This window comes from Acinetobacter sp. HY1485 (assembly GCF_027568475.1).
Taxonomy (GTDB): domain Bacteria; phylum Pseudomonadota; class Gammaproteobacteria; order Pseudomonadales; family Moraxellaceae; genus Acinetobacter.
In genome coordinates this window covers 96673-116323 of the sequence record NZ_JANKZG010000004.1, presented here as the reverse complement: position 1 = coordinate 116323, position 19651 = coordinate 96673, and the positions used below count along the sequence as shown (strand labels likewise).

General features: G+C 37.6%; 16 protein-coding genes and 2 tRNA genes. All 18 read right to left on the bottom strand.

Annotation, left to right across the window (positions count from 1 at the left end; genetic code table 11):
* Nucleotides 1-3: 3 nt before the first annotated feature.
* Nucleotides 4-1488: a transcription termination factor NusA gene (nusA, locus tag PCI70_RS05855; RefSeq protein ID WP_269914405.1), complete on the bottom strand. Its 1485-nt coding sequence runs from the start codon at nt 1486-1488 to the stop codon at nt 4-6.
* A 28-nt stretch (nt 1489-1516) separates the two neighbouring features.
* Complete coding sequence (gene rimP / locus PCI70_RS05850) at nt 1517-2038, bottom strand: ribosome maturation factor RimP (protein WP_269914404.1); 522 nt, start codon at nt 2036-2038, stop codon at nt 1517-1519.
* A gap of 179 nt (nt 2039-2217) precedes the next feature.
* Nucleotides 2218-2294: transfer RNA gene (locus tag PCI70_RS05845), tRNA-Met, on the bottom strand.
* 78 nt (nt 2295-2372) lie between these two features.
* A tRNA-Met gene (locus tag PCI70_RS05840) sits at nt 2373-2449 on the bottom strand.
* Nucleotides 2450-2554: 105 nt separating this feature from the next.
* Entirely contained in the window at nt 2555-3475 is a 921-nt protein-coding gene (locus PCI70_RS05835) for a glycosyltransferase family 2 protein (protein WP_269914403.1), read from the bottom strand.
* The gene (locus PCI70_RS12160) at nt 3475-3825 is read right to left on the bottom strand and encodes a GtrA family protein (RefSeq protein ID WP_442865159.1); all 351 of its coding nucleotides are present in this window, start codon (nt 3823-3825) and stop codon (nt 3475-3477) included. Before PCI70_RS12160 ends, PCI70_RS05835 begins: the two co-directional genes overlap by 1 nt.
* Nucleotides 3822-5261: a glucosyltransferase domain-containing protein gene (locus PCI70_RS05825; protein WP_269914401.1), complete on the bottom strand. Its 1440-nt coding sequence runs from the start codon at nt 5259-5261 to the stop codon at nt 3822-3824. Before PCI70_RS05825 ends, PCI70_RS12160 begins: the two co-directional genes overlap by 4 nt.
* 153 nt (nt 5262-5414) lie before the next feature.
* Nucleotides 5415-5843, bottom strand: coding sequence for a prepilin-type N-terminal cleavage/methylation domain-containing protein (locus tag PCI70_RS05820; protein WP_269914400.1), 429 nt, complete (start codon nt 5841-5843; stop codon nt 5415-5417).
* Nucleotides 5844-6124: 281 nt separating this feature from the next.
* Nucleotides 6125-7546, bottom strand: coding sequence for an FAD-dependent oxidoreductase (locus PCI70_RS05815; protein ID WP_269914399.1), 1422 nt, complete (start codon nt 7544-7546; stop codon nt 6125-6127).
* A 14-nt stretch (nt 7547-7560) separates the two neighbouring features.
* Nucleotides 7561-12036, bottom strand: a complete 4476-nt coding sequence (gene gltB, locus PCI70_RS05810; protein ID WP_269914556.1) for a glutamate synthase large subunit — start codon at nt 12034-12036, stop codon at nt 7561-7563.
* A 286-nt stretch (nt 12037-12322) separates the two neighbouring features.
* Complete coding sequence (locus PCI70_RS05805) at nt 12323-13030, bottom strand: hypothetical protein (protein ID WP_269914398.1); 708 nt, start codon at nt 13028-13030, stop codon at nt 12323-12325.
* A 5-nt stretch (nt 13031-13035) separates the two neighbouring features.
* Entirely contained in the window at nt 13036-14121 is a 1086-nt protein-coding gene (aroB, locus tag PCI70_RS05800; protein ID WP_269914397.1) for a 3-dehydroquinate synthase, read from the bottom strand.
* On the bottom strand, nt 14121-14660 hold the full coding sequence (gene aroK, locus PCI70_RS05795) for a shikimate kinase AroK (protein ID WP_442865163.1): 540 nt from the start codon (nt 14658-14660) through the stop codon (nt 14121-14123). The genes aroB and aroK overlap by 1 nt, the downstream gene beginning before the upstream one ends.
* Nucleotides 14661-14684: 24 nt before the next feature.
* The gene (locus tag PCI70_RS05790) at nt 14685-16712 is read right to left on the bottom strand and encodes a type IV pilus secretin PilQ (protein ID WP_269914395.1); all 2028 of its coding nucleotides are present in this window, start codon (nt 16710-16712) and stop codon (nt 14685-14687) included.
* A 14-nt stretch (nt 16713-16726) separates the two neighbouring features.
* The gene (locus PCI70_RS05785) at nt 16727-17254 is read right to left on the bottom strand and encodes a pilus assembly protein PilP (protein ID WP_269914394.1); all 528 of its coding nucleotides are present in this window, start codon (nt 17252-17254) and stop codon (nt 16727-16729) included.
* A 1-nt stretch (nt 17255) separates the two neighbouring features.
* Nucleotides 17256-17948 carry a type 4a pilus biogenesis protein PilO gene (locus PCI70_RS05780; RefSeq protein ID WP_269914393.1) on the bottom strand — a complete coding sequence of 231 codons (693 nt, stop codon included), beginning with the start codon at nt 17946-17948 and terminating at the stop codon, nt 17256-17258.
* On the bottom strand, nt 17945-18577 hold the full coding sequence (locus tag PCI70_RS05775) for a PilN domain-containing protein (protein WP_269914392.1): 633 nt from the start codon (nt 18575-18577) through the stop codon (nt 17945-17947). Before PCI70_RS05775 ends, PCI70_RS05780 begins: the two co-directional genes overlap by 4 nt.
* Nucleotides 18577-19635 (bottom strand): pilus assembly protein PilM, encoded by a 1059-nt coding sequence (locus PCI70_RS05770; protein WP_269914391.1) that lies wholly within the window; start codon nt 19633-19635, stop codon nt 18577-18579. The genes PCI70_RS05775 and PCI70_RS05770 overlap by 1 nt, the downstream gene beginning before the upstream one ends.
* Nucleotides 19636-19651 lie beyond the last annotated feature (16 nt).

Sequence of the window (19651 nt, the reverse complement as noted above, 5' to 3'; positions counted from 1 at the left end):
CTCCTAGTTAAACCATGATTCTCTGGCTTTCATAATCAGTTGACCTGCAAGCTCACGCGTTAAACCGTCAATATCTGTAATATCGTCAGTTGCTTGGTCTGCAAGATCGTCTACTGTAATAATGCCACGGCTAGCAAGTGCATAAGCAAGCTCTTGCGTGATACCTTCCATATCTAGCAATTCTTGGCTTGGCTCTTGCACGTTTTCTTGTTGCTGTAGCGCATCGGCTAATGCAACTTCTTTTGCACGTGCTTGCAATGTTTCTACTGTTTGTTCATCTAACTCAATTTCGTTAAATGTTTCAGCAGGTACATATGCAATTTCTTCTAAAGTGGTAAAGCCCATCTCTACAAGTGCCATTGCCAAGTTTTCTTCAATTTCTAGGCGTTGCACAAAAAGATCTAAATACTTTTGCGCTTCGTTTTGCTGACGTGCATGGTATTCTTCTTCCAACATCATGTTTAACTTATAACCCGTTAACTCTGATGCTAAACGAACATTTTGACCTTGTGAGCCAATTGCACGCGCAAGTTGATCGCTTGTTGCAAAAATAATATCTGCTGTTAGCGCATCTTCATCAATCACAATACCCGATACATCAGCAGGTTCTAATGCACTTGCGATATATTGTGCAGGGTCATCAGACCATACCACAACATCAATACGCTCACCATTAAGTTCTTGCTGAACTGCCTGAATACGCGTACCACGCATACCAATACATGCCCCAACTGGGTCAATACGGTGATCGTTGGTTTTCACTGCAATTTTAGCACGAACACCTGGTTGACGTGCAGCAGCTTTAATTTCGATGATTTCTTCAGAAATTTCTGGAACTTCTTTTTTCATCAATGCCATCAGCATATCAGGTTTTGCACGCGTTAATAATAACTGCGCACCACGCCCTTCGCGATTTACTTCATATAAAATGGCATTTACACGTTGTTTTGGACGTAATAATTCTTTTGGAATCATTTCGTCACGCGCAAGGTAACCTTCAGCATTGTCACCTAAATCGATGATAAAGCCTTCTTTTGTTTGCTTTTTCACTTCACCGTAAATGAGCTCGCCTACTTTAGATACATATGCATCTGCAATTAAAGCGCGTTCTGCTTCACGGATTTTTTGTACAATTACTTGTTTTGCAATTTGTGCCGCAATACGACCAAATTCAATAGATTCTACTTCTAACTCGCGGATATCACCAATTGAGCATTTTGAAGGGTCTAAATCTGAAATCGCATCTTGGCAAGCCGGCATTTCGTGGTCTTCATCTGCCACGACTTCCCACTGACGGAATGTACGGTATTCACCTGTTTTACGGTCGATTTCTACACGTAATTGCGCTTCTTCAGATTGCGTGCCTTCATAGAATTTTTTCTTTGTTGCGGCAACGAGTGCTTGCTCTAGTGCTTCAAAGATGGCTTCGCGACTAACACCTTTTTCGTTACTAACCGTTTCTGCAACGGTAAGAATCTCACGACCCATAAGTCACCTGTCTATACTTTTAAATGATTTAGTCTTGATAAACTAGATTTGCTTTATCGATATTATGGCTATCGATCTCTAGCACTTGTTGCTGTTCAACTTCTACTTGAATCATCTCATTTTCAAGATCAACAGAAATTAGTTTTGCTTGAAATTTACGACGATTTTCTACTGCACTAATGAGGCGTAATGCAACTTGATACCCCGTGTATGCAGACATCTGAGATAATTCAAAAAATGGACGATCCCAACCTGGTGATGACACTTCTAACGCATATTCACCCGAAATAGGGTCGTGAACATCTAAAATTGCACCCACTTGCTGTGTAACACGCACGCAGTCTTGAACACCAATACCACGTCCTTGCTCTTCACCGTCTTCACCTATTACAGGTTCTGCATTTTCATTGATTGGTTTATCAATAAAAATACGTAACATAGAGCGCTTACCTTGTGGCAAAAATTCGATGCCCCAAAGTTCTACATCACATGCTGCCACAGCAGGTGCAATCATGTCTTGTAACGCTTGAGTTTTATTTGATAGCTTCATGTATTCTCGTCATTTGTGCATATCGGTCTTTAACCGTATGTCGTGAATGTGACTCTTTGATGTCTGCACCACACAGTAAATAATAAAAAAGGGCGTAACCCGCCCTTTTTATAGCACAGAAAAGCATAGCCCACTGTGCAAAAAGACCCACCTATTTGTGAGCCTTTTTGAAAAAATCTTGGTAGCGGGAGCTGGATTTGAACCAACGACCTTCGGGTTATGAGCCCGACGAGCTACCAGACTGCTCCATCCCGCAATAATGCGTAAATTTTAACGAAACTGGGTGATTATTTCAATCAATTTCGTTTAACAAGTTTACGAAGCTTGTTAAAATTGGTAGCGGGAGCTGGATTTGAACCAACGACCTTCGGGTTATGAGCCCGACGAGCTACCAGACTGCTCCATCCCGCACCGATATTTACTTTCTGGTTTAAAGTAAATAAAACAGCTAATTAACTGTATGTGGCGTAGTATATAGCGTTTTTTAGGTTTTGCAAGGAGTTTTGTTTTATACGGTTATTTTTCATTCTTTTTTAGAATATAGCGTGGTCTGTTTTTGACTTCAATATAAATTCTACCAATATACTCGCCTAATACACCAATACCTATTAGCTGAATACCACCTAAAAAAAGAATAGAAACTAATAAGGAAGGATAACCTTTTACTTCATTACCCCATACAAGTGTTGTACATATAATCCCTACCCCATATATGAAAGATAAAAATGCAATTATAGAGCCAATATAAGTCCAAACTCTCAAGGGAACTGTAGAAAAACTAGTAATTCCTTCTAGTGCTAAATTCCAGAGCTTCCACATATTAAATTTTGTATTACCAGCTATTCTTTCTTGTCTTGTATATTCAACAACTTCTACTTGACCACCTACCCAAGACAATACTCCTTTCATAAACAGATTTTTTTCTTTAAGCGATTTAATGTCTTCTACAATACTCCGATCTAATAGACGAAAATCTCCTACATTTTCTTCAATTGGGGGAAAACTAATTTTATTATGAATTTGATAAAACATAGATGCTGTTTTACGTTTTAAATAACTATCTGTAGAACGATCCACTCTTTTAGCAAGTACTACAGATGCACCTTCTTGCCATTTTTTAATCATTGAAGGAATGACATACAAAGGATCCTGTAAATCTACATCTATTGGAATAACAATATTCCCAGTTGCATACTCCAAGCCCGCCATTAAAGCAGCCTCCTTACCAAAATTTCGGGTAAAATTCAATACCTTAATTGATTGATCAGCAAAAACTAATAATTCTAATATTTGTTCTGTTTTATCTGTACTACCATCATTAATGAAAATTAATTCTAAATTTTCTGTACTTAAATAGTTATCTTTTTTTATCGCCTCATAAAAAATAGGAATTGCATCTTGTTCATTAAATACAGGAATGACTAGTGTAATTTGCATCAATTTACTCTAAAAATGAAAAATTTAGAAAATAAAAAACCAAAAAATAGACTTAATAGTGATGTAATTATTAAGGTTATAATAGGTATAAAATTATATATATCTCCAACCTGCCCTATCACAAAATTTAAGCACCCCATTCCAATTAAAAATATACAATATCTACCAACATTTACTGGTTTATTGAAATTATATTTTGAATTTAGAATATACGAAAGTGTTGATGCAACGATAAAAGCAATTAAATTTGAATTACTTTGGGAAAAGTAAGAGAAAGTGCAGATATAAAATACAGACCAATGAATGGCTGTATTTAAAATACCAATTAATATATATTTAATAAAATTCATTTAAATCGATTTGGTTCATCTGAAATATTTACTACACCATTATCATTTTTAAAAGCTACTATTAAGTTACCCTGATATGAATATATATTGTAAAATGGGTCATCTACAATAGGTACTTTATTTTTTACCTGTTTGTAGAGATTTGCTTTTGTCAACAAATCATCACTTGGATATTGTTGAAAATTAAAGTTAAAATTATTCATAAAAGAATAAAAATAGCTATGCGTATTAACATCTAATTCCGAAATTATAGTTTTTCTTATACATGGATAGATATCTGCTAAAACTTGATATCTTTTCGTATAATCAGTATATCCGACAGCCACTAGGTAGCTTTCAGATTTTCTCACTTTTTTTATGTCATGTATTAAATAGGATATAATATTCTGATTATATTTTTTTATGTCATTTAAAGCATTATAAGTTTGAGCAATTATAATAAAATATAGTACAGGTAAATAACTTAAAATAGAAAATAGAAATACATACTCATTTTTTTTAATATTATTTCTAAAAAAATAAAATGCGATCGATAAATATATAAATAAATTTACAAAACCAAAGCCAATATAAGTTCTAGCATGTAATCTAGGTTGATATAAAAATATATTTGTATTTAATAAGCCTAACAAACATACCAAAGTCAATCCTAAAAAAATAGCAATCTTAAATATAAAAGTACTTTTATGATTTTTTAAAATTACTAATATTGAAAGTAGTGATAGTATAGATAAGATTAAAAAAAGAATATAATCGATTAACCTATTTGTAATAGTTAGGTTTTTTAAAGAATAATTTATATTTTCATAAATTAAATTTGTCCAATTTGAATAAGAAAATATGAAATTTAAATTTTTACTTGCGTAATGATTTGGCTCAATCAAAAAGTGAGATACGAAGCCAAAAATAATTAAAGCCCCAAGTAGTGCTAAAATATTTTTAGAAATAAATAAGGCTACTTCTTTTTGTGTATAGTTTTTAGATATTAAAAATAATGTATGTAAACAAACAATTACTGAAAACCCAATAATACTAGACTGATAAGTAAACAAAGTGAGTAAACAACATACTATGGAAACTATAATTTTTTTATATTCAAAATATAAGGGTAAACATACAAATATAATAGATAACATCATCGGTAAAGAATCATATCTAAAATAAATATTTTGTAGAAAAAAAGGATTAAGAAAAAGACAAAAAAAACCTAAAGAAATGAGCTTTTCATATTTATTATCAAAATTATAAATTCGTTTCGTTTTTTCAGTTATTGCATATATAAAATAGCTACAAATAAAAATTTGAATGATATATGTGTATGGAAATAAGTCTACAAAATAGCCTTGCCCTAAAATATAGTAAATTAAATCCGCAATTGGTCTATAATCACCTGTCCAATCATAATAACCATAAATAGAACGATAACTATCATCCATAAAATAGTTACCCCATAATATAGGTGGTAAATAAATTAAAAGACTAATGAAAAATATAAAACACTCATTTCTAATTTTTATAAACATATTGCTCTCTTTTTAATCAAAAAAAGAGAAACATAAGTTTCTCTTTTTAAAATCTAATTATTGATTTTAAGAACCAGTTTGATAAGCCTTTGGAAGAATCGTAGTATCTGTTGGCGTACCTGTAATACTATAACTCCATACACCATCCGCAGTTCTCGTTTGAACTAAAGCAACATTAGCAAGTTGAGATGGTGCATTAACAAGTTGGCACGTAATTGTACCTGCCCCAGCATTTATATTAGGTGTTATAGTACAGTTTTGACTAGATGTATTTACTCCAGCTGTTTTTAGGTTATCTGCTGTAGGAGCAGTAGTACCATCATTAATTAATTGATCTGTAATAGTTTTTACGCCAGCTAACTCTGAAGCTGCTGCCGCTGCTTTAGCACGAGCTTGATACTTACTGTATGCAGGAATCGCAATTGCAGCCAAAATACCAATAATCGCCACAACGATCATTAATTCAATTAATGTAAAACCTTTTTGAGCTTTCATAGTTAACCCCAATGTTATGTTTGGTTTAAGTTGGCGTACCAACCTTTGATGCATATATGTTAGCACAGAGCGTGCCAACTCTTACAACCCTTTTATTTAAAACAGTTTAATTGAATATTTTTAGAATTTTAACTAACATTCTTTGTTTAGAAGTGACATTTTTTGTCAGTAGAAATTACAAAATTTGTCAGTTTTTAAATCATTATTATACTTTTTAGTTTCAATATATTTTTTATTTAAATTTATATCAAAAATAAAAAGCCCCTTACGGGGCTTCATCTTTAAATATCTAAATAATCCAAAATACCTTCTGCTGCTTGTCTACCTTCCCAAATAGCAGTGACCACCAAATCAGAGCCACGTACCATATCGCCCCCTGCAAAAATTTTAGGGTTTGCAGTTTGGAATTTAAATTCTTGTTGCTCTTTTGCTACCACACGCCCCCAACCATCTAGCTCAATATTTTGACTATTAAACCAATCGGCAGGGCTTGTACGGAAACCAAAAGCTAACAATACCGCATCGGCAGCTAAAATTTCTTCTGAGTTAGGGATAGGCTCTGGGCTACGGCGTCCTCGGCTGTCTGGTGCACCAAGTTGCGTTGTAATTACCTTTACACCTGTTACTTTGCCATTTTCGCCTACAATCTCAATCGGTTGTCGGTTAAATAAAAAATTCACCCCTTCTTCTTTGGCATTTTTGACTTCACGGCGTGACCCCGGCATATTTGCTTCATCACGACGATAAGCACAGGTCACTTGTTCTGCACTTTGACGAATCGCCGTACGGTTACAGTCCATTGCCGTATCACCACCACCGAGTACAATGACTTTTTTACCTGCAAGATCAATAAATGCCTGTGGGTCTTTTTCCCACCCTTGGCAACGGTTTACATTGGCAATCAGATAATCAAGTGCATCATGCACACCCTCTAAATCCTCACCTACAAAACCGCCTTTCATATAGGTATACGTGCCCATCCCCATGAAGACCGCATCATAGGTTTCTAATAACTCATCAATGGTAATGTCTGACCCCACATTGGTATTTAAGCGAAACTCTACACCCATACCTGTAAAAATTTCACGGCGGCGTTTCATGACATCTTTTTCCATTTTAAATTCTGGAATACCAAACGTAAGTAGTCCGCCAATTTCTGGGTGTTTATCAAATACCACAGGTTTAACACCATTACGTACCAAAATATCGGCACAACCAAGCCCTGCAGGACCTGCCCCAATAATCGCAACTTTTTTATCTGTCCATTTCACATGCGACATATCGGGACGCCATCCCAACGCAAATGCCGTATCGTTAATGTATTTTTCGGCATTGCCAATCGTCACAGCACCAAAACCATCATTTAAAGTACACGCACCCTCACACAAACGGTCTTGCGGACACACACGCCCACACACCTCAGGCAATGTATTAGTCTGATGACATAGTTCCGCTGCTTGGAAGATATGCCCTTCGGACACCAATTTTAACCAATTGGGAATATAGTTATGCACAGGGCATTTCCATTCACAGTACGGATTACCACACCCCAAACAACGATGCGTTTGATTAGCGGCTTCTTCTTTATCAAATGGTTGATAAATTTCTACAAATTGTGCGGTACGCAGTCCAATCTCTTTTTTGGTTGGTTCTTGACGAGGCACATCCAAAAATTGGAAGTTGTTGTTAAGACGCTCTGCCATGATGTACTCCGTCCTTATTGTGGGTCTGCTTGAGTGGTCTTTAAAAGAGTAAGCAAGTTTGCCGCTTTCGGTTTCACTAACCAAAACTTACGGCTATAAAAATCAAACTCATTACGGATTTTATATGCCCACGCACTACCTGTTTCAGCAATATGCTCATCTAAAATTCTAAGTAAAAATTCTTGATGCTCTTCCATAGATTCAGTAGAAATACGATTTAAATCAATCAATTCATGGTTGTAGTAATCCACAAAATCGTTATCTAAATCTAGAACATAAGCAAAACCACCTGTCATGCCTGCCCCAAAGTTATGTCCTACTTTGCCAAGCACGGTGACTACACCACCTGTCATATATTCACAGCAATGGTTGCCTGCACCTTCAATCACTGCAAATGCACCCGAGTTACGCACTGCAAAACGCTCGCCTGCCGTACCTGCCGCAAAAATTTTACCGCCCGTAGCACCGTATAAGCAGGTATTACCAATAATGGCGGTTTCTTGCGTTTGGAACGGCGACCCCTTTGGCGGGAAAATACTGATACGACCACCTGCCATACCTTTACCCACGTAGTCGTTGGCATCGCCTTCTAGTTTAAGATGCAAGCCACCTGCATTCCATACACCTAAAGACTGCCCTGCTGTACCTGTTAAGTTAAGCGTAACAGGATGTGCCTCCATATCTAAATTACCGTAGCGACGTGCAATTTCACCACTTAAACGTGCACCAATAGAACGGTCACAGTTGCCAACGTTATAACTCAGTTCAATCGGTTGTTTCTGCTCAATACTTGGTAATGCATCGCGTACCATTTGCTCGGCAAGTTCGCCTTTATCAAATGGATGATTGCCCTGTACTTGGCAATATTGTGCTTTGCCTTGAGCTGATGGGTGCGACTGTAACAACGCATCTAAATTTAAATGCTGATGTTTTTGGGTTGTACCCGGTAAAATTTCGAGCAGATCTACACGTCCGATCAAATCTTTTAACGAACTTACCCCTAAAGCCGCCAACCACTCACGCGTTTCTTCGGCAATAAATCTAAAGAAGTTAATTAACATTTCAGGCTCACCAATATAATGGTCTTTACGCAAGCCTTTTTGTTGAGTTGCCACACCTGTTGCACAGTTATTTAAATGGCAAATACGTAAGTATTTACAACCTAATGCAATCATTGGGGTAGAGCCAAAACCAAAGCTCTCTGCACCTAAAATGGCAGCTTTAACCACATCTAGACCTGTTTTTAAGCCACCATCAGTTTGTACACGGACTTTGCCACGTAAATCGTTCACTCTAAGTGCTTGATGCGTTTCGGCTAAACCAAGCTCCCACGGCGACCCTGCATGATGAATAGATGAAATTGGAGATGCTGCCGTACCACCGTCATAACCTGAAATGGTAATAAAATCGGCATAGGCTTTGGCAACACCTGCGGCAATGGTACCCACACCTGGTTCAGAAACTAGTTTTACCGACACCATGGCTTGTGGATTGACTTGTTTTAAATCAAAAATAAGCTGTGCCAAATCTTCAATAGAGTAAATATCGTGATGTGGCGGTGGCGAAATAAGCGTTACACCCGGTACAGAATAACGTAACCGTGCGATTAAACTATTGACCTTACCGCCGGGTAATTGCCCACCTTCACCCGGTTTTGCCCCTTGTGCTACTTTAATTTGCAACACTTCGGCAGAGGTTAAATACGCAGGCGTTACACCAAAACGACCCGATGCAATTTGTTTAATTTTAGAGTTTTTGATGGTGCCATATCGTGCAGGGTCTTCACCGCCCTCACCCGAGTTTGAACGCCCACCAATGGTATTCATGGCAGTTGCAATGGCTTCATGTGCTTCTGGCGATAATGCCCCTAAAGACATACCTGCCGAGTCAAAACGAGGTAAAATCTCTTCGACTGCTTCTACACTTTCTAAATCAATAGATGCGTCTGTTTTAAGTTGCAATAAATCACGAATTGTCGCAACAGGGCGTTGGTTTACGAGCTCGGCATATTGTTTAAAGTCTGTATAACTGCCCGAACGTACTGCATTGTGTAGTGCATTAATCACTTCGGGGTTAAAAGCATGATATTCCTTACCAAATACAAATTTGAGCATACCGCCTTGATCAATTGGCTTACGTGTTTTCCATGCAAGTTCGGCAAGTTGTTTTTGGTCATCTTCTAAATCTTTAAAGGTTGCCCCTTCAATACGGCTTGGTACACCTTTAAAACATTGCTCAACCACTTCGCTTGATAAACCTACTGCTTCAAACAGTTGTCCACCACGGTACGAAGCAACGGTTGAAATCCCCATTTTAGACAAGACTTTAAGTAAGCCTTTTTCGATGCCTTTACGGAAATTGAGTTGAGCTTGTACAGGGTCGCCCAAAAGCTCACCTTTTGCCACAAGGTCATAAATCACGTCAAACGCAAGGTACGGATAAATTGCCGTTGCACCAAAGCCTAATATCACTGCAAATTGATGCGGGTCACGTGCGACTGCGGTTTCAACAATGATGTTAGCGTCGGTACGTAAGCCTGTTGCTATCAGGTGATGATGTACTGCACCCGTTGCCAATACAGCATTGATAGGTAAATAACCTTCACGGATTTTCTTATCCGATAAAATAATAACGGTTTTACCTTCTGCGACCGCTTGCGATGCTTCTTGGCAAATACGTTTAACTGCTTCTTGTAAGGTTTCATCTGTTGCGTAATTGAGGTCTAACTCTGCAACATCGTACCCTTTACGCCCAATACTGCGTAATTGATGCATTTTAGAATTAGACAATACAGGGCTTGCAATAATTAACCGGTCTGCATGCTCAGGACCTTGCTCAAATACATTTTGCTCACGCCCAATACAGGTTTCTAGTGACATCACAATAGATTCACGTAATGGATCAATCGGTGGATTAGTCACCTGTGCAAATTGCTGACGGAAATAATCAGACACATGGCGTACTTGGCTAGACAGCACTGCCATTGGTGTATCGTCCCCCATAGAACCTACGGCCTCTTGTCCGTTTTCTGCCATTGGACGAATAAGCTGATCTCGTTCCTCAAAGGTCACCATAAACATTTTTTGAGCAGATTTTAATTGATCGCCTGTTAAGCCTTGGGTAATGAGGTGCTCTTCTAATTGTGGGCTTGCTTTTAGGCGAACTGCATTTTCACGTAGCCATTCACGGTACGGACGCATACGTTTTAAATGATTATCAACCTCTTGAGTTTCTAATACTTTGCCTGTGTTTGTATCGACCACTAAAATTTCGCCCGGTCCTACACGTCCTTTAGAAACCACATCTTCAGGTTTGTAGTCCCATACGCCAATTTCTGAGGCAAGCGTAATATAGCCATTTTTGGTAATCACCCAACGTGCAGGGCGTAAACCATTACGGTCTAACATACAAATGGCATGGCGACCATCTTGAATCACTAATCCTGCAGGACCATCCCACGCTTCCATATGTTTAGAGTTAAACTCATAAAATGCACGTAAATCTGCATCTAAGGTTTCTACGTTTTGCCATGCAGGTGGTACGAGCATACGTAACGCACGGAATAAATCCATACCGCCACCGACCAATAGTTCAAGCATGTTATCTAAACTTGAACTGTCCGAACCTGTACGGTTAATAATCGGTTTGATTTGTGTAATATCGGGCAGTAAAGGATTTTCAAATTTAGGAGTACGTGCCATTGCCCAATTACGATTGGCAGTGATGGTGTTAATTTCACCATTATGGGCAAGATAACGAAACGGCTGAGCTAAATGCCAAAGGGGTAACGTATTGGTTGAAAAACGCTGATGGAAGACCACAATATGTGACTCCAAACGCTCATCTGCCAAATCTGTATAAAAGTCATCAATCGCTTCAGGCATCATCAAGCCTTTATAACTAATGACTGTAGAACATAGCGTTGTTACATAAAATGCAGGGTCATGTTGTAATTTTTGTTCTGCACGACGGCGTGCTAAAAAGAGCTTACGATTAAATTCGACTTCGGTTACACCCATTGGGCAGTTAACAATCACTTGCTCAAATACAGGCATAGATTGCAGTGCAATCTCACCTAGTGCATCTACATTGGTGGGGACGATACGCCATGCGATTACGCGTAGACCTTCGGCATTAATTTCTTTTGTGAGTGTATCTTTTGCTTGTTGTGCCAACGTAGCATCATGATTTAAAAAAATACTGCCAACAGCAAATATTTCACTTAATGTAATATCACTGAGTCTTTTGGCTTCGGCTCTAAAAAATGCCTTTGGCATAGAAAGTAATAAACCACAGCCGTCTCCTGTTTTGCCATCTGCGGCAATACCACCACGGTGGGTCATACAACTTAAACTATGAATGGCTGTTTTAACCAAATGATGGCTTGCATTTCCTTGCATTTGGGCAATTAAGCCAAAACCACAATTATCTTTAAACTCATGCGGTTGATACAAACCTTGAGCGGGAGCTAGTGTATTTGGCGATGGCATGTGCATAGCGTACCCTTCTTAAAATATGTGCGTCATACATACGCATATTGATGGTATAAGTGCAAATTCTTCCTGAATTTCATTAGCTTAAATCACAAGCTGTTCAAAAATAATACCTATATTGTTTAAGGATTGCACTGTTTTATATCAGATACTGTATATATGCAAAATTAATGCCAATTATTTTTTAATATTTAGAATTTAAATTATTGATTTATATTAATTTTATATTTAAGTGGATCGACATAATGCACTAAATTTGTGCACTATGCTTTCATGCGCTTTTTTAGTTCATTACTGCCGCTGCATCATCATTACTCAATTGTGGTGTTGGCGCTGGTTCAGGTGCAGGCGAAGAAACAATTGGCTGAGGCTGTGGACGAGGTAGACTTGCTTTTTTCAAACGCACCTCATATATGGTATTTGTTCCCATTTCTTCAGAACCTAAATCATTTACATATTTAAGATAACTTTTAAATGCTTGAGGCTCAGGATGAATAGAAGCAGGTAATTTTAAGTTAAGATGCTGTAGATTAAACTCAGCAGACTGTTCATTTCTATAAATACCATACGTTAAAACATAGCGCTCGGGCTGATCTTCGTCGCTTAATCTAAAGTACATGAAGTTTTGACGATCTTTACGATCTTTTAAAAATGCTTTAAGCACATCTTCTTTACTAAAAGAAAGAACTTGAATGGTATAAGATTTTGAATTAGCTTGTAGAAACTTAGTGCCTCTAAATTCAGCATCATGAATGCCCGAAGCCACAACGCGTGTCGTTTGTTGTAAAGGCTTAACTTGACCTGTTAAAACACCAATATCAGGCGTTGCTGAAATTTTTTCTGCTTGAAACTGCGGCTGTACATCTTCTTCAGGTTCTTGTTTTAAGATGGGATTCGTTTTTACTACCAAACTCATTACAAGTGCCACACTCAAACATGTACCACCGAGTAGCAGTAAAATCCAAGCATAGCTTTTTTTAGGCTTTTGCACAGGCATTATCCTTGTATTTGATAATTTAAAATGGCTTGATTCATTTTTTCGGTATCAAAATCTGCTGTAATGACTGCTTGCCCTAACGATTTTAATAAAATTAAACGTAACTGCCCTTCTAATACTTTTTTATCATGTGCCATATAAGATAAAAATTGTTCTAATGGAATAGATGGATAACGAATTGGCAATTTTGCACGTTTTAATAATGTTTCAACACGTATCACGTCTTGCTGAGAAAGCCATCCTATCTGACAAGATAAATCAGCTGCCATTAGCATACCCACAGCCACCGCTTCACCATGCAACCACTCGCCATATCCTAAGTAAGATTCAATGGCATGTCCAAACGTATGTCCTAGATTAAGTAACGCACGCTCACCTTTTTCTTTTTCATCATTTGCAACAATTTTTGCTTTATGCGCACATGAACGATACACTGCTTCAGCTAGTTTTTGCTCATCGCCTTGAACTAAATCATCAATATGTGCTTCAAGCCAAATTAAAAAATCAACATCGCCTAACAATGCATATTTAATCACTTCTGATAAACCTGCTGAAAGCTCACGCGGTGGCAGACTTTTAAGCTGCGACATATCTGCAAATACTGCTTGAGGCTGTTTAAATGCCCCAATCATATTTTTGCCAAGTGAGTGATTAATACCTGTTTTACCTCCCACACTTGAATCAACTTGAGACAACAAAGTGGTTGGAATTTGTACAAAATAAACACCGCGTTGGAAACTTGCCGCTGCAAAGCCTGCCATGTCACCAATCACACCACCACCTAAAGCAACAACGGTACAATCGCGGTTAAAATTTTCTTGTAAAAGTGCATCAAAAATTAAGTTGAGATACTCAATATTTTTATATTTTTCACCATCAGGTAAAATACATTGTTTAACTGTTTTGCCTATCCGTTTAAATGCATTGCTATAATGCTCAAGATATAGAGGTGCAACCGTTGTATTGGTTACGATCATTACTTGTTTACCTTTAATATAAGGAACAAGCTGCTCTGTAACATTTAATTGGCTTCCTATAAAAATAGGATAACGACGGTCACCTAACTCTACATATAGTGTTTGCATTACATTAACTCATTTAAAATTTGATAGGCAAGATCACGAGCTGCACCCTCATGGGTATCTATAATATAGTGTGCGACTTCACGATATAAAGGGTCTCGGACTTGCAATAAGTCCTGTAGTTTTTTTCTAGGATTTTCTACTTGTAACAATGGACGGTTTTTATCACGATAGGTACGTTGTAATTGCACTTCTACAGGTGCATATAAATACACCACAATGCCACGAGATTTTAAAGCATGACGATTAGGAAGCTGTGTAACAGCACCACCACCTGTTGCAACAACCAAATTTTTTTGATGTGTCAGGTCGTGAATCACCATTTGTTCACGTTGCCGAAATCCTCGTTCCCCTTCTTTTTCAAAAATCCAAGGAATGGTGGCACCTGTTTTCCGCTCAATTTCATGGTCACTGTCAATAAATTCACGACCTAAAATCTCTGCTAGATGCCGTCCAACTGTTGTTTTTCCAGCTCCCATAGGTCCTACCAAATAAATATTTGGTAGGTTATCGAATGCTTGATTTGGCAAGGAGCCACCTATTTAATTACATCACTACAAGGTATATTAATGATTTCTTGAACTACTGTCATTAACAATTCGTGGTGTGATAAACATCAATAGTTCACCTTTTGTGTTTTCTCTTAATGTATTTTTAAATAAACCACCTACATAAGGAATATCGCCAAGCACTGGTACTTTTTTAATGGTTTTAGAAGTAGTATCTTCATATAGCCCACCTAATACAACTGTTTCACCATCACTGACTAATACATTTGTATTGAGTTTATTGGTGTTAATTGCATAACCTGCATCTGTTAATTCACCTTGCGTATCTTTAGATAAATTTAACTTCATCTGGACCTTACCATCGGGGGTAATACTTGGTACAACCTTGAGTTCTAGTACTGCATCTTGGAATGTTGTTGTTGTGCCACTGTTTGCACTGGTCGTTTGATATGGAAGTTGTACACCTGAACGAATGACAGCTTCTTGCTTATCACCTGTCATAATTTTTGGTGTCGATAAAACCTCGCTCTCGCCATCACTTTGAGAGGCAGCTAATTTTAAATCTAAAAGGTTTGAACCTACACGCAATAAACCCAAAGACATGCTTCCATAAGATGTTGTTGTGCCTAAATCAATACCGAAATTATTAACACCAGTGCTTGTACTTGATGTTTTGCTAAAACTCCAATTAACGCCGATCTCATGAGAGAATGTTTTTGATGTCCTTACAATTCGAGCCTCAACCATGACTTGTTGTACCGGGACATCCAACTGAGAAAGTAAATTTTTCATTTGATTGACTTTATCTGCCGTATCACTAATCACAACAGTATTTGTTCGATCATCCGTGACAATTCGACCACGCTCACTTAAAAATGAATTTTCAGTATTTTTCTTATCTTCATTATTCTTAACCAAATTTAATACATCTTTGGCACGCGCATAGTTTAGTTGAATATATTCAGTTTGGAGTGGTGCAAGTTTAATGGATTGTTGATAAGCCTTTGCTTGATCCTCTTCATATTTAGCAATTTCAGCTGATGGTGCAATCCAAATGACATCACCACTACCACGTTTATCTAAATTTTTTGTTTTTAAGATTAAATCTAAGGCTTGATCCCAAGGCACATCTTTTAAACGCAGTGTGATATTACCCTGCACGGTATCTGCTGCGACAATATTAGTGCCTGTGAAGTCAGCCAATAGTTGTAAAACACGGCGAACCTCAATGTCTTGAAAATCAAGTGAAATCTTTTTACCTTTATAATTGGTTTGTAAAGATCTCGCATCAAACTGTTTTGGTTCTGCTTTTTTAGTCACACTGACTGTTAGGCGTTTTTCCGCCTGAAATGCCATGTAATCAAAATTACCTGTGTTTTGAACTTCAATAACACCATTACTTCCATCGTTATAAGCGTCTACCACAGATACCGGCGTTGCAAAATCTGTTACATTTAAACGACGCACTAAAGATGTCGGTAGTTTATTGCCTAAAAGACGAATAACCACTTTACTACCACGTTGTTGTACATCAACAGGGGTATTTGGACTGAGCAAATCAACAACGACTTGCCCTTCATCTTTTTTACTACCACGATTAAAACGCACATCTGCCGCACCTTGTACTTGTGCTTTGGCTACAGCTTTAGCCGTTTGGGCAGGTGAGTTAATTTTTAAAATAAAGGTATTGCCTTCCACACGCGTTGTAAAATCACCTGCTTTATTCAAGTTCACCGTAAGACGCGAACGCTGTAGATCAGATGAAATATCAACTGAACTTGCTTCAGAGGTACCCACAGGAATACTGGTCTTTTGTAACGATTGTCCTGCTTTATCAAAATCTAAAATTAAACGAGAGGGCTTATCTAGTTGATATGCTTGTGGTTGGGGAGGTAAACCATTAAACATGACACGAATTTCAGTCCCTTGCCCTGCAACTTGCATTGGAACAATATTGGTCACTGTCATACCTGCTTGCGCAACTTGTGCCATTGCAACAGCAATAACCCCTAAAGAAAATTGATGAACAAATGGCTTCATGTTTCGGTTATCCCCAATAAAAGAACGTTTTACTGCGTTTTTCATTATTATCCTCAAACTTATGATGGTTGTCCAAGTAGGACAAGACTTCTTGGACGTTCCACATAACCATCACGTCCATCAGATACAATTTCAATTAAATCAATTTGGTTTGGTAAAATTTTAATCACCCGCCCTTGATTTAAACCTACATAATTTCCAACCTGCACACGGTTCATTTGACCATCAGGCGTTTGAATTAGTGCAATAATTTTACCTTGCGTATTTTGCATACTACCTTTAAACATTAAAGACTCTAATGCGTAGGCTTCTAAAGGCTCAGCAGTACGTGATAAATCTGGATATACACGTTTACCTGCCATTATTTTAAGTTCTGTATATAAAGAGCTTGGTAAAAATGGGCTACGTAAATTTTGTGCTGAATATTGAAATTGTGGTGCATCTTCAAATGTTGGTGGCGGTTCTAATGGCAATGCAGGTTGACTACGAATTGTATTCATTTCGCTATTGACCACATCAACACGTGAGCCACATCCCACTAAGCAGCTACCGACCATTGCAAGCGTTAATAGAAGTGATTTATTCATATTAAGCTCCTTGATCTTTTTTATCAGGTACAGTACCTGCATAACGATATGTTTTTGCTTTAATTTCATATGTCATATCAGGAATATCAGACTTTTTATTCGCATTCGGTGTTGCCGTAATGGTGAAATCATGTAATGTCACAATACGAGGTAGCACAGCAATGTCACTTGCAAACTGTCCTAGTGCGTGGTAATTGCCTGTTGCAGATATAGAAATCGGTTGCTCAATAAAAAATTCTTGTTTAACTTCAGGATCAAGCCGAATATTATTAAATTTGAGACCTGAATTAACGCCCGTTACGTTAATATCTTCGACTAAACCTGGAATTTCTGACTCTTTAGGTAGTTGTTGTAATTGTTGATCAAAATTTTCTTGCATGGTCGCAAGTTGTGTTTGATATTGTTTTAAATTACGCAGTGTTGATTCTTTTTGACGATAGCTATTTAAAAGATTCGTTTCTTCTGCCTGTGCATTAGAAATGTCATCCATAAGAGATTGGATAATGACAAAATACCCTAAGCCACAGACAAATAAGAATGTGAAAATCCAACACGTAATTTTAACTGAAAGTGGCCAACTTCCATAGTTGTTTGGATCGAGTGAATTAAATTGCTTAATAAAGCGATCAAAGGTCAGTTTTTTCTTTGCTGGCTTTGTTGTTTCTTCTAATTCATCAAATTGATCTTGACTCATTGATGCCCCCCAATTTTTTCAGATTGTGCACCAGTTTTCTCTACTTGTTGGGCAGCCGCATCTAAATTGGCTGTCACGATAAATGTGCCATATTTTTCTTCAATACGAGGTATAACAGAGCTTGGCGTATTATTATTAGACGGTGTATTTGCTAAAAATGAGCTCATAAATACATTACGGTACCATGGCGATGCTTCCATCATACGCATCATATCTGCAACAGCATTTGGACTTTCTGCACGCCCCTCTATTGCAAAGCTATCTCCTGTACGAGAGAACTTTGTCAGATAAACATTGTTTGGAACAACACGAACAAGATCGTCAATTAAATGCACAGTGATTGGACGTTGTTGTTGTAAATTTTGAATGAGCTTCATACGTTCAATAATTGCCGTACGTTTATCCTTTAAACCTTCTAGTGATTTCAGTTGCTTATCAAGTTCGGTATTAGTATCTGTAATAAGCTGATTAGCACGTTGCTGATCACTCAATTGATGATCAAAATACATCCAAGTTAAAAACAGTAAAATACCAGCCAAAAGTGCTGAAAAAATACAAACAACAATAAAGTTTTTTTTACGTTGTTCTTTAACTTCATCACGCCAAGGTAGTAGGTTAATTTGTGCCATTAATCAAAACTCCTCAACGCTAAACCACATGCCACCATAAGCGAAGGGGCATCTTGCTCAATTTTACTGATATTCACTTGTGGTGAATAACTCATTTGTACAAATGGATTTGCAACAGTAACGCGGTAATTGAGTTGTTGTTGTAAGTATTTAGCAAGCCCATCTAAATTTGCTGTGCCACCTGCTAATAAAATATGATCAACATCTGCATACTGCGTTGCAGAGAAGAAAAGCTGTAATGAACGCTCAGCTTGTTGTGCCACACTTTCCATAAAAGGAAGAAGCACATCACTATCGTAGCTATCTGGAAGTGTTTTTTCTTTTTTAGCACGCCCTGCTTCAGCAACAGACAACCCATAATGGTTTTGAATATCAAGCGTCAGTTGACGCCCACCAAATACATGCTCACGTGTATAAACAATTTTGCCATTTTCCATCACCGACAAAGTCGTCATCGAATGCCCAATATCAAGCATTGCGACAATATGTGCACCCATTGGTAAGGTATTTGCAAACACAGTAACTGCACGCTCAATCGTATAATTTTCTACATCAGCAACTTTTGGTGTTAGACCTGCATACATCAGTGCTTCTGTACGTGCATCAACATTTTCAGTACGTGTTGCGACAAGTAATACATTTACTTTATCGGCACGACTTGTGCGCTCAGGTAATACTTCAAAATCAAGACTAACTTCATCAAGTGGAAAGGGAATGTATTGTTCAGCATCTAAACGAATTTGGACTTCTCGCTCATCATCTGTCATATCGCTATCCATCTCAATGATTTTTGTAATCACACTTGAGGTAGGAACAGCAAACGCAGCTTGGTCACTTGATGGATTACCCTTATCAAGCGCATTTTGAATCGCTTCAGCCACAGCTTCAGGATTAACAATATTTTTTTCGACAACGGTTCCTTCTGGTAAAGGAACGAGCCCATAACTTTCTACATGATAACGATCACTTTTTTTAGAAAGCTCTAAAATTTTTACAGAAGTTGAACTAATATCAACTCCTATTAACCCCTTTTTCTGCTTACGATATAACCTGAGCACAATAAATTTTCCTATT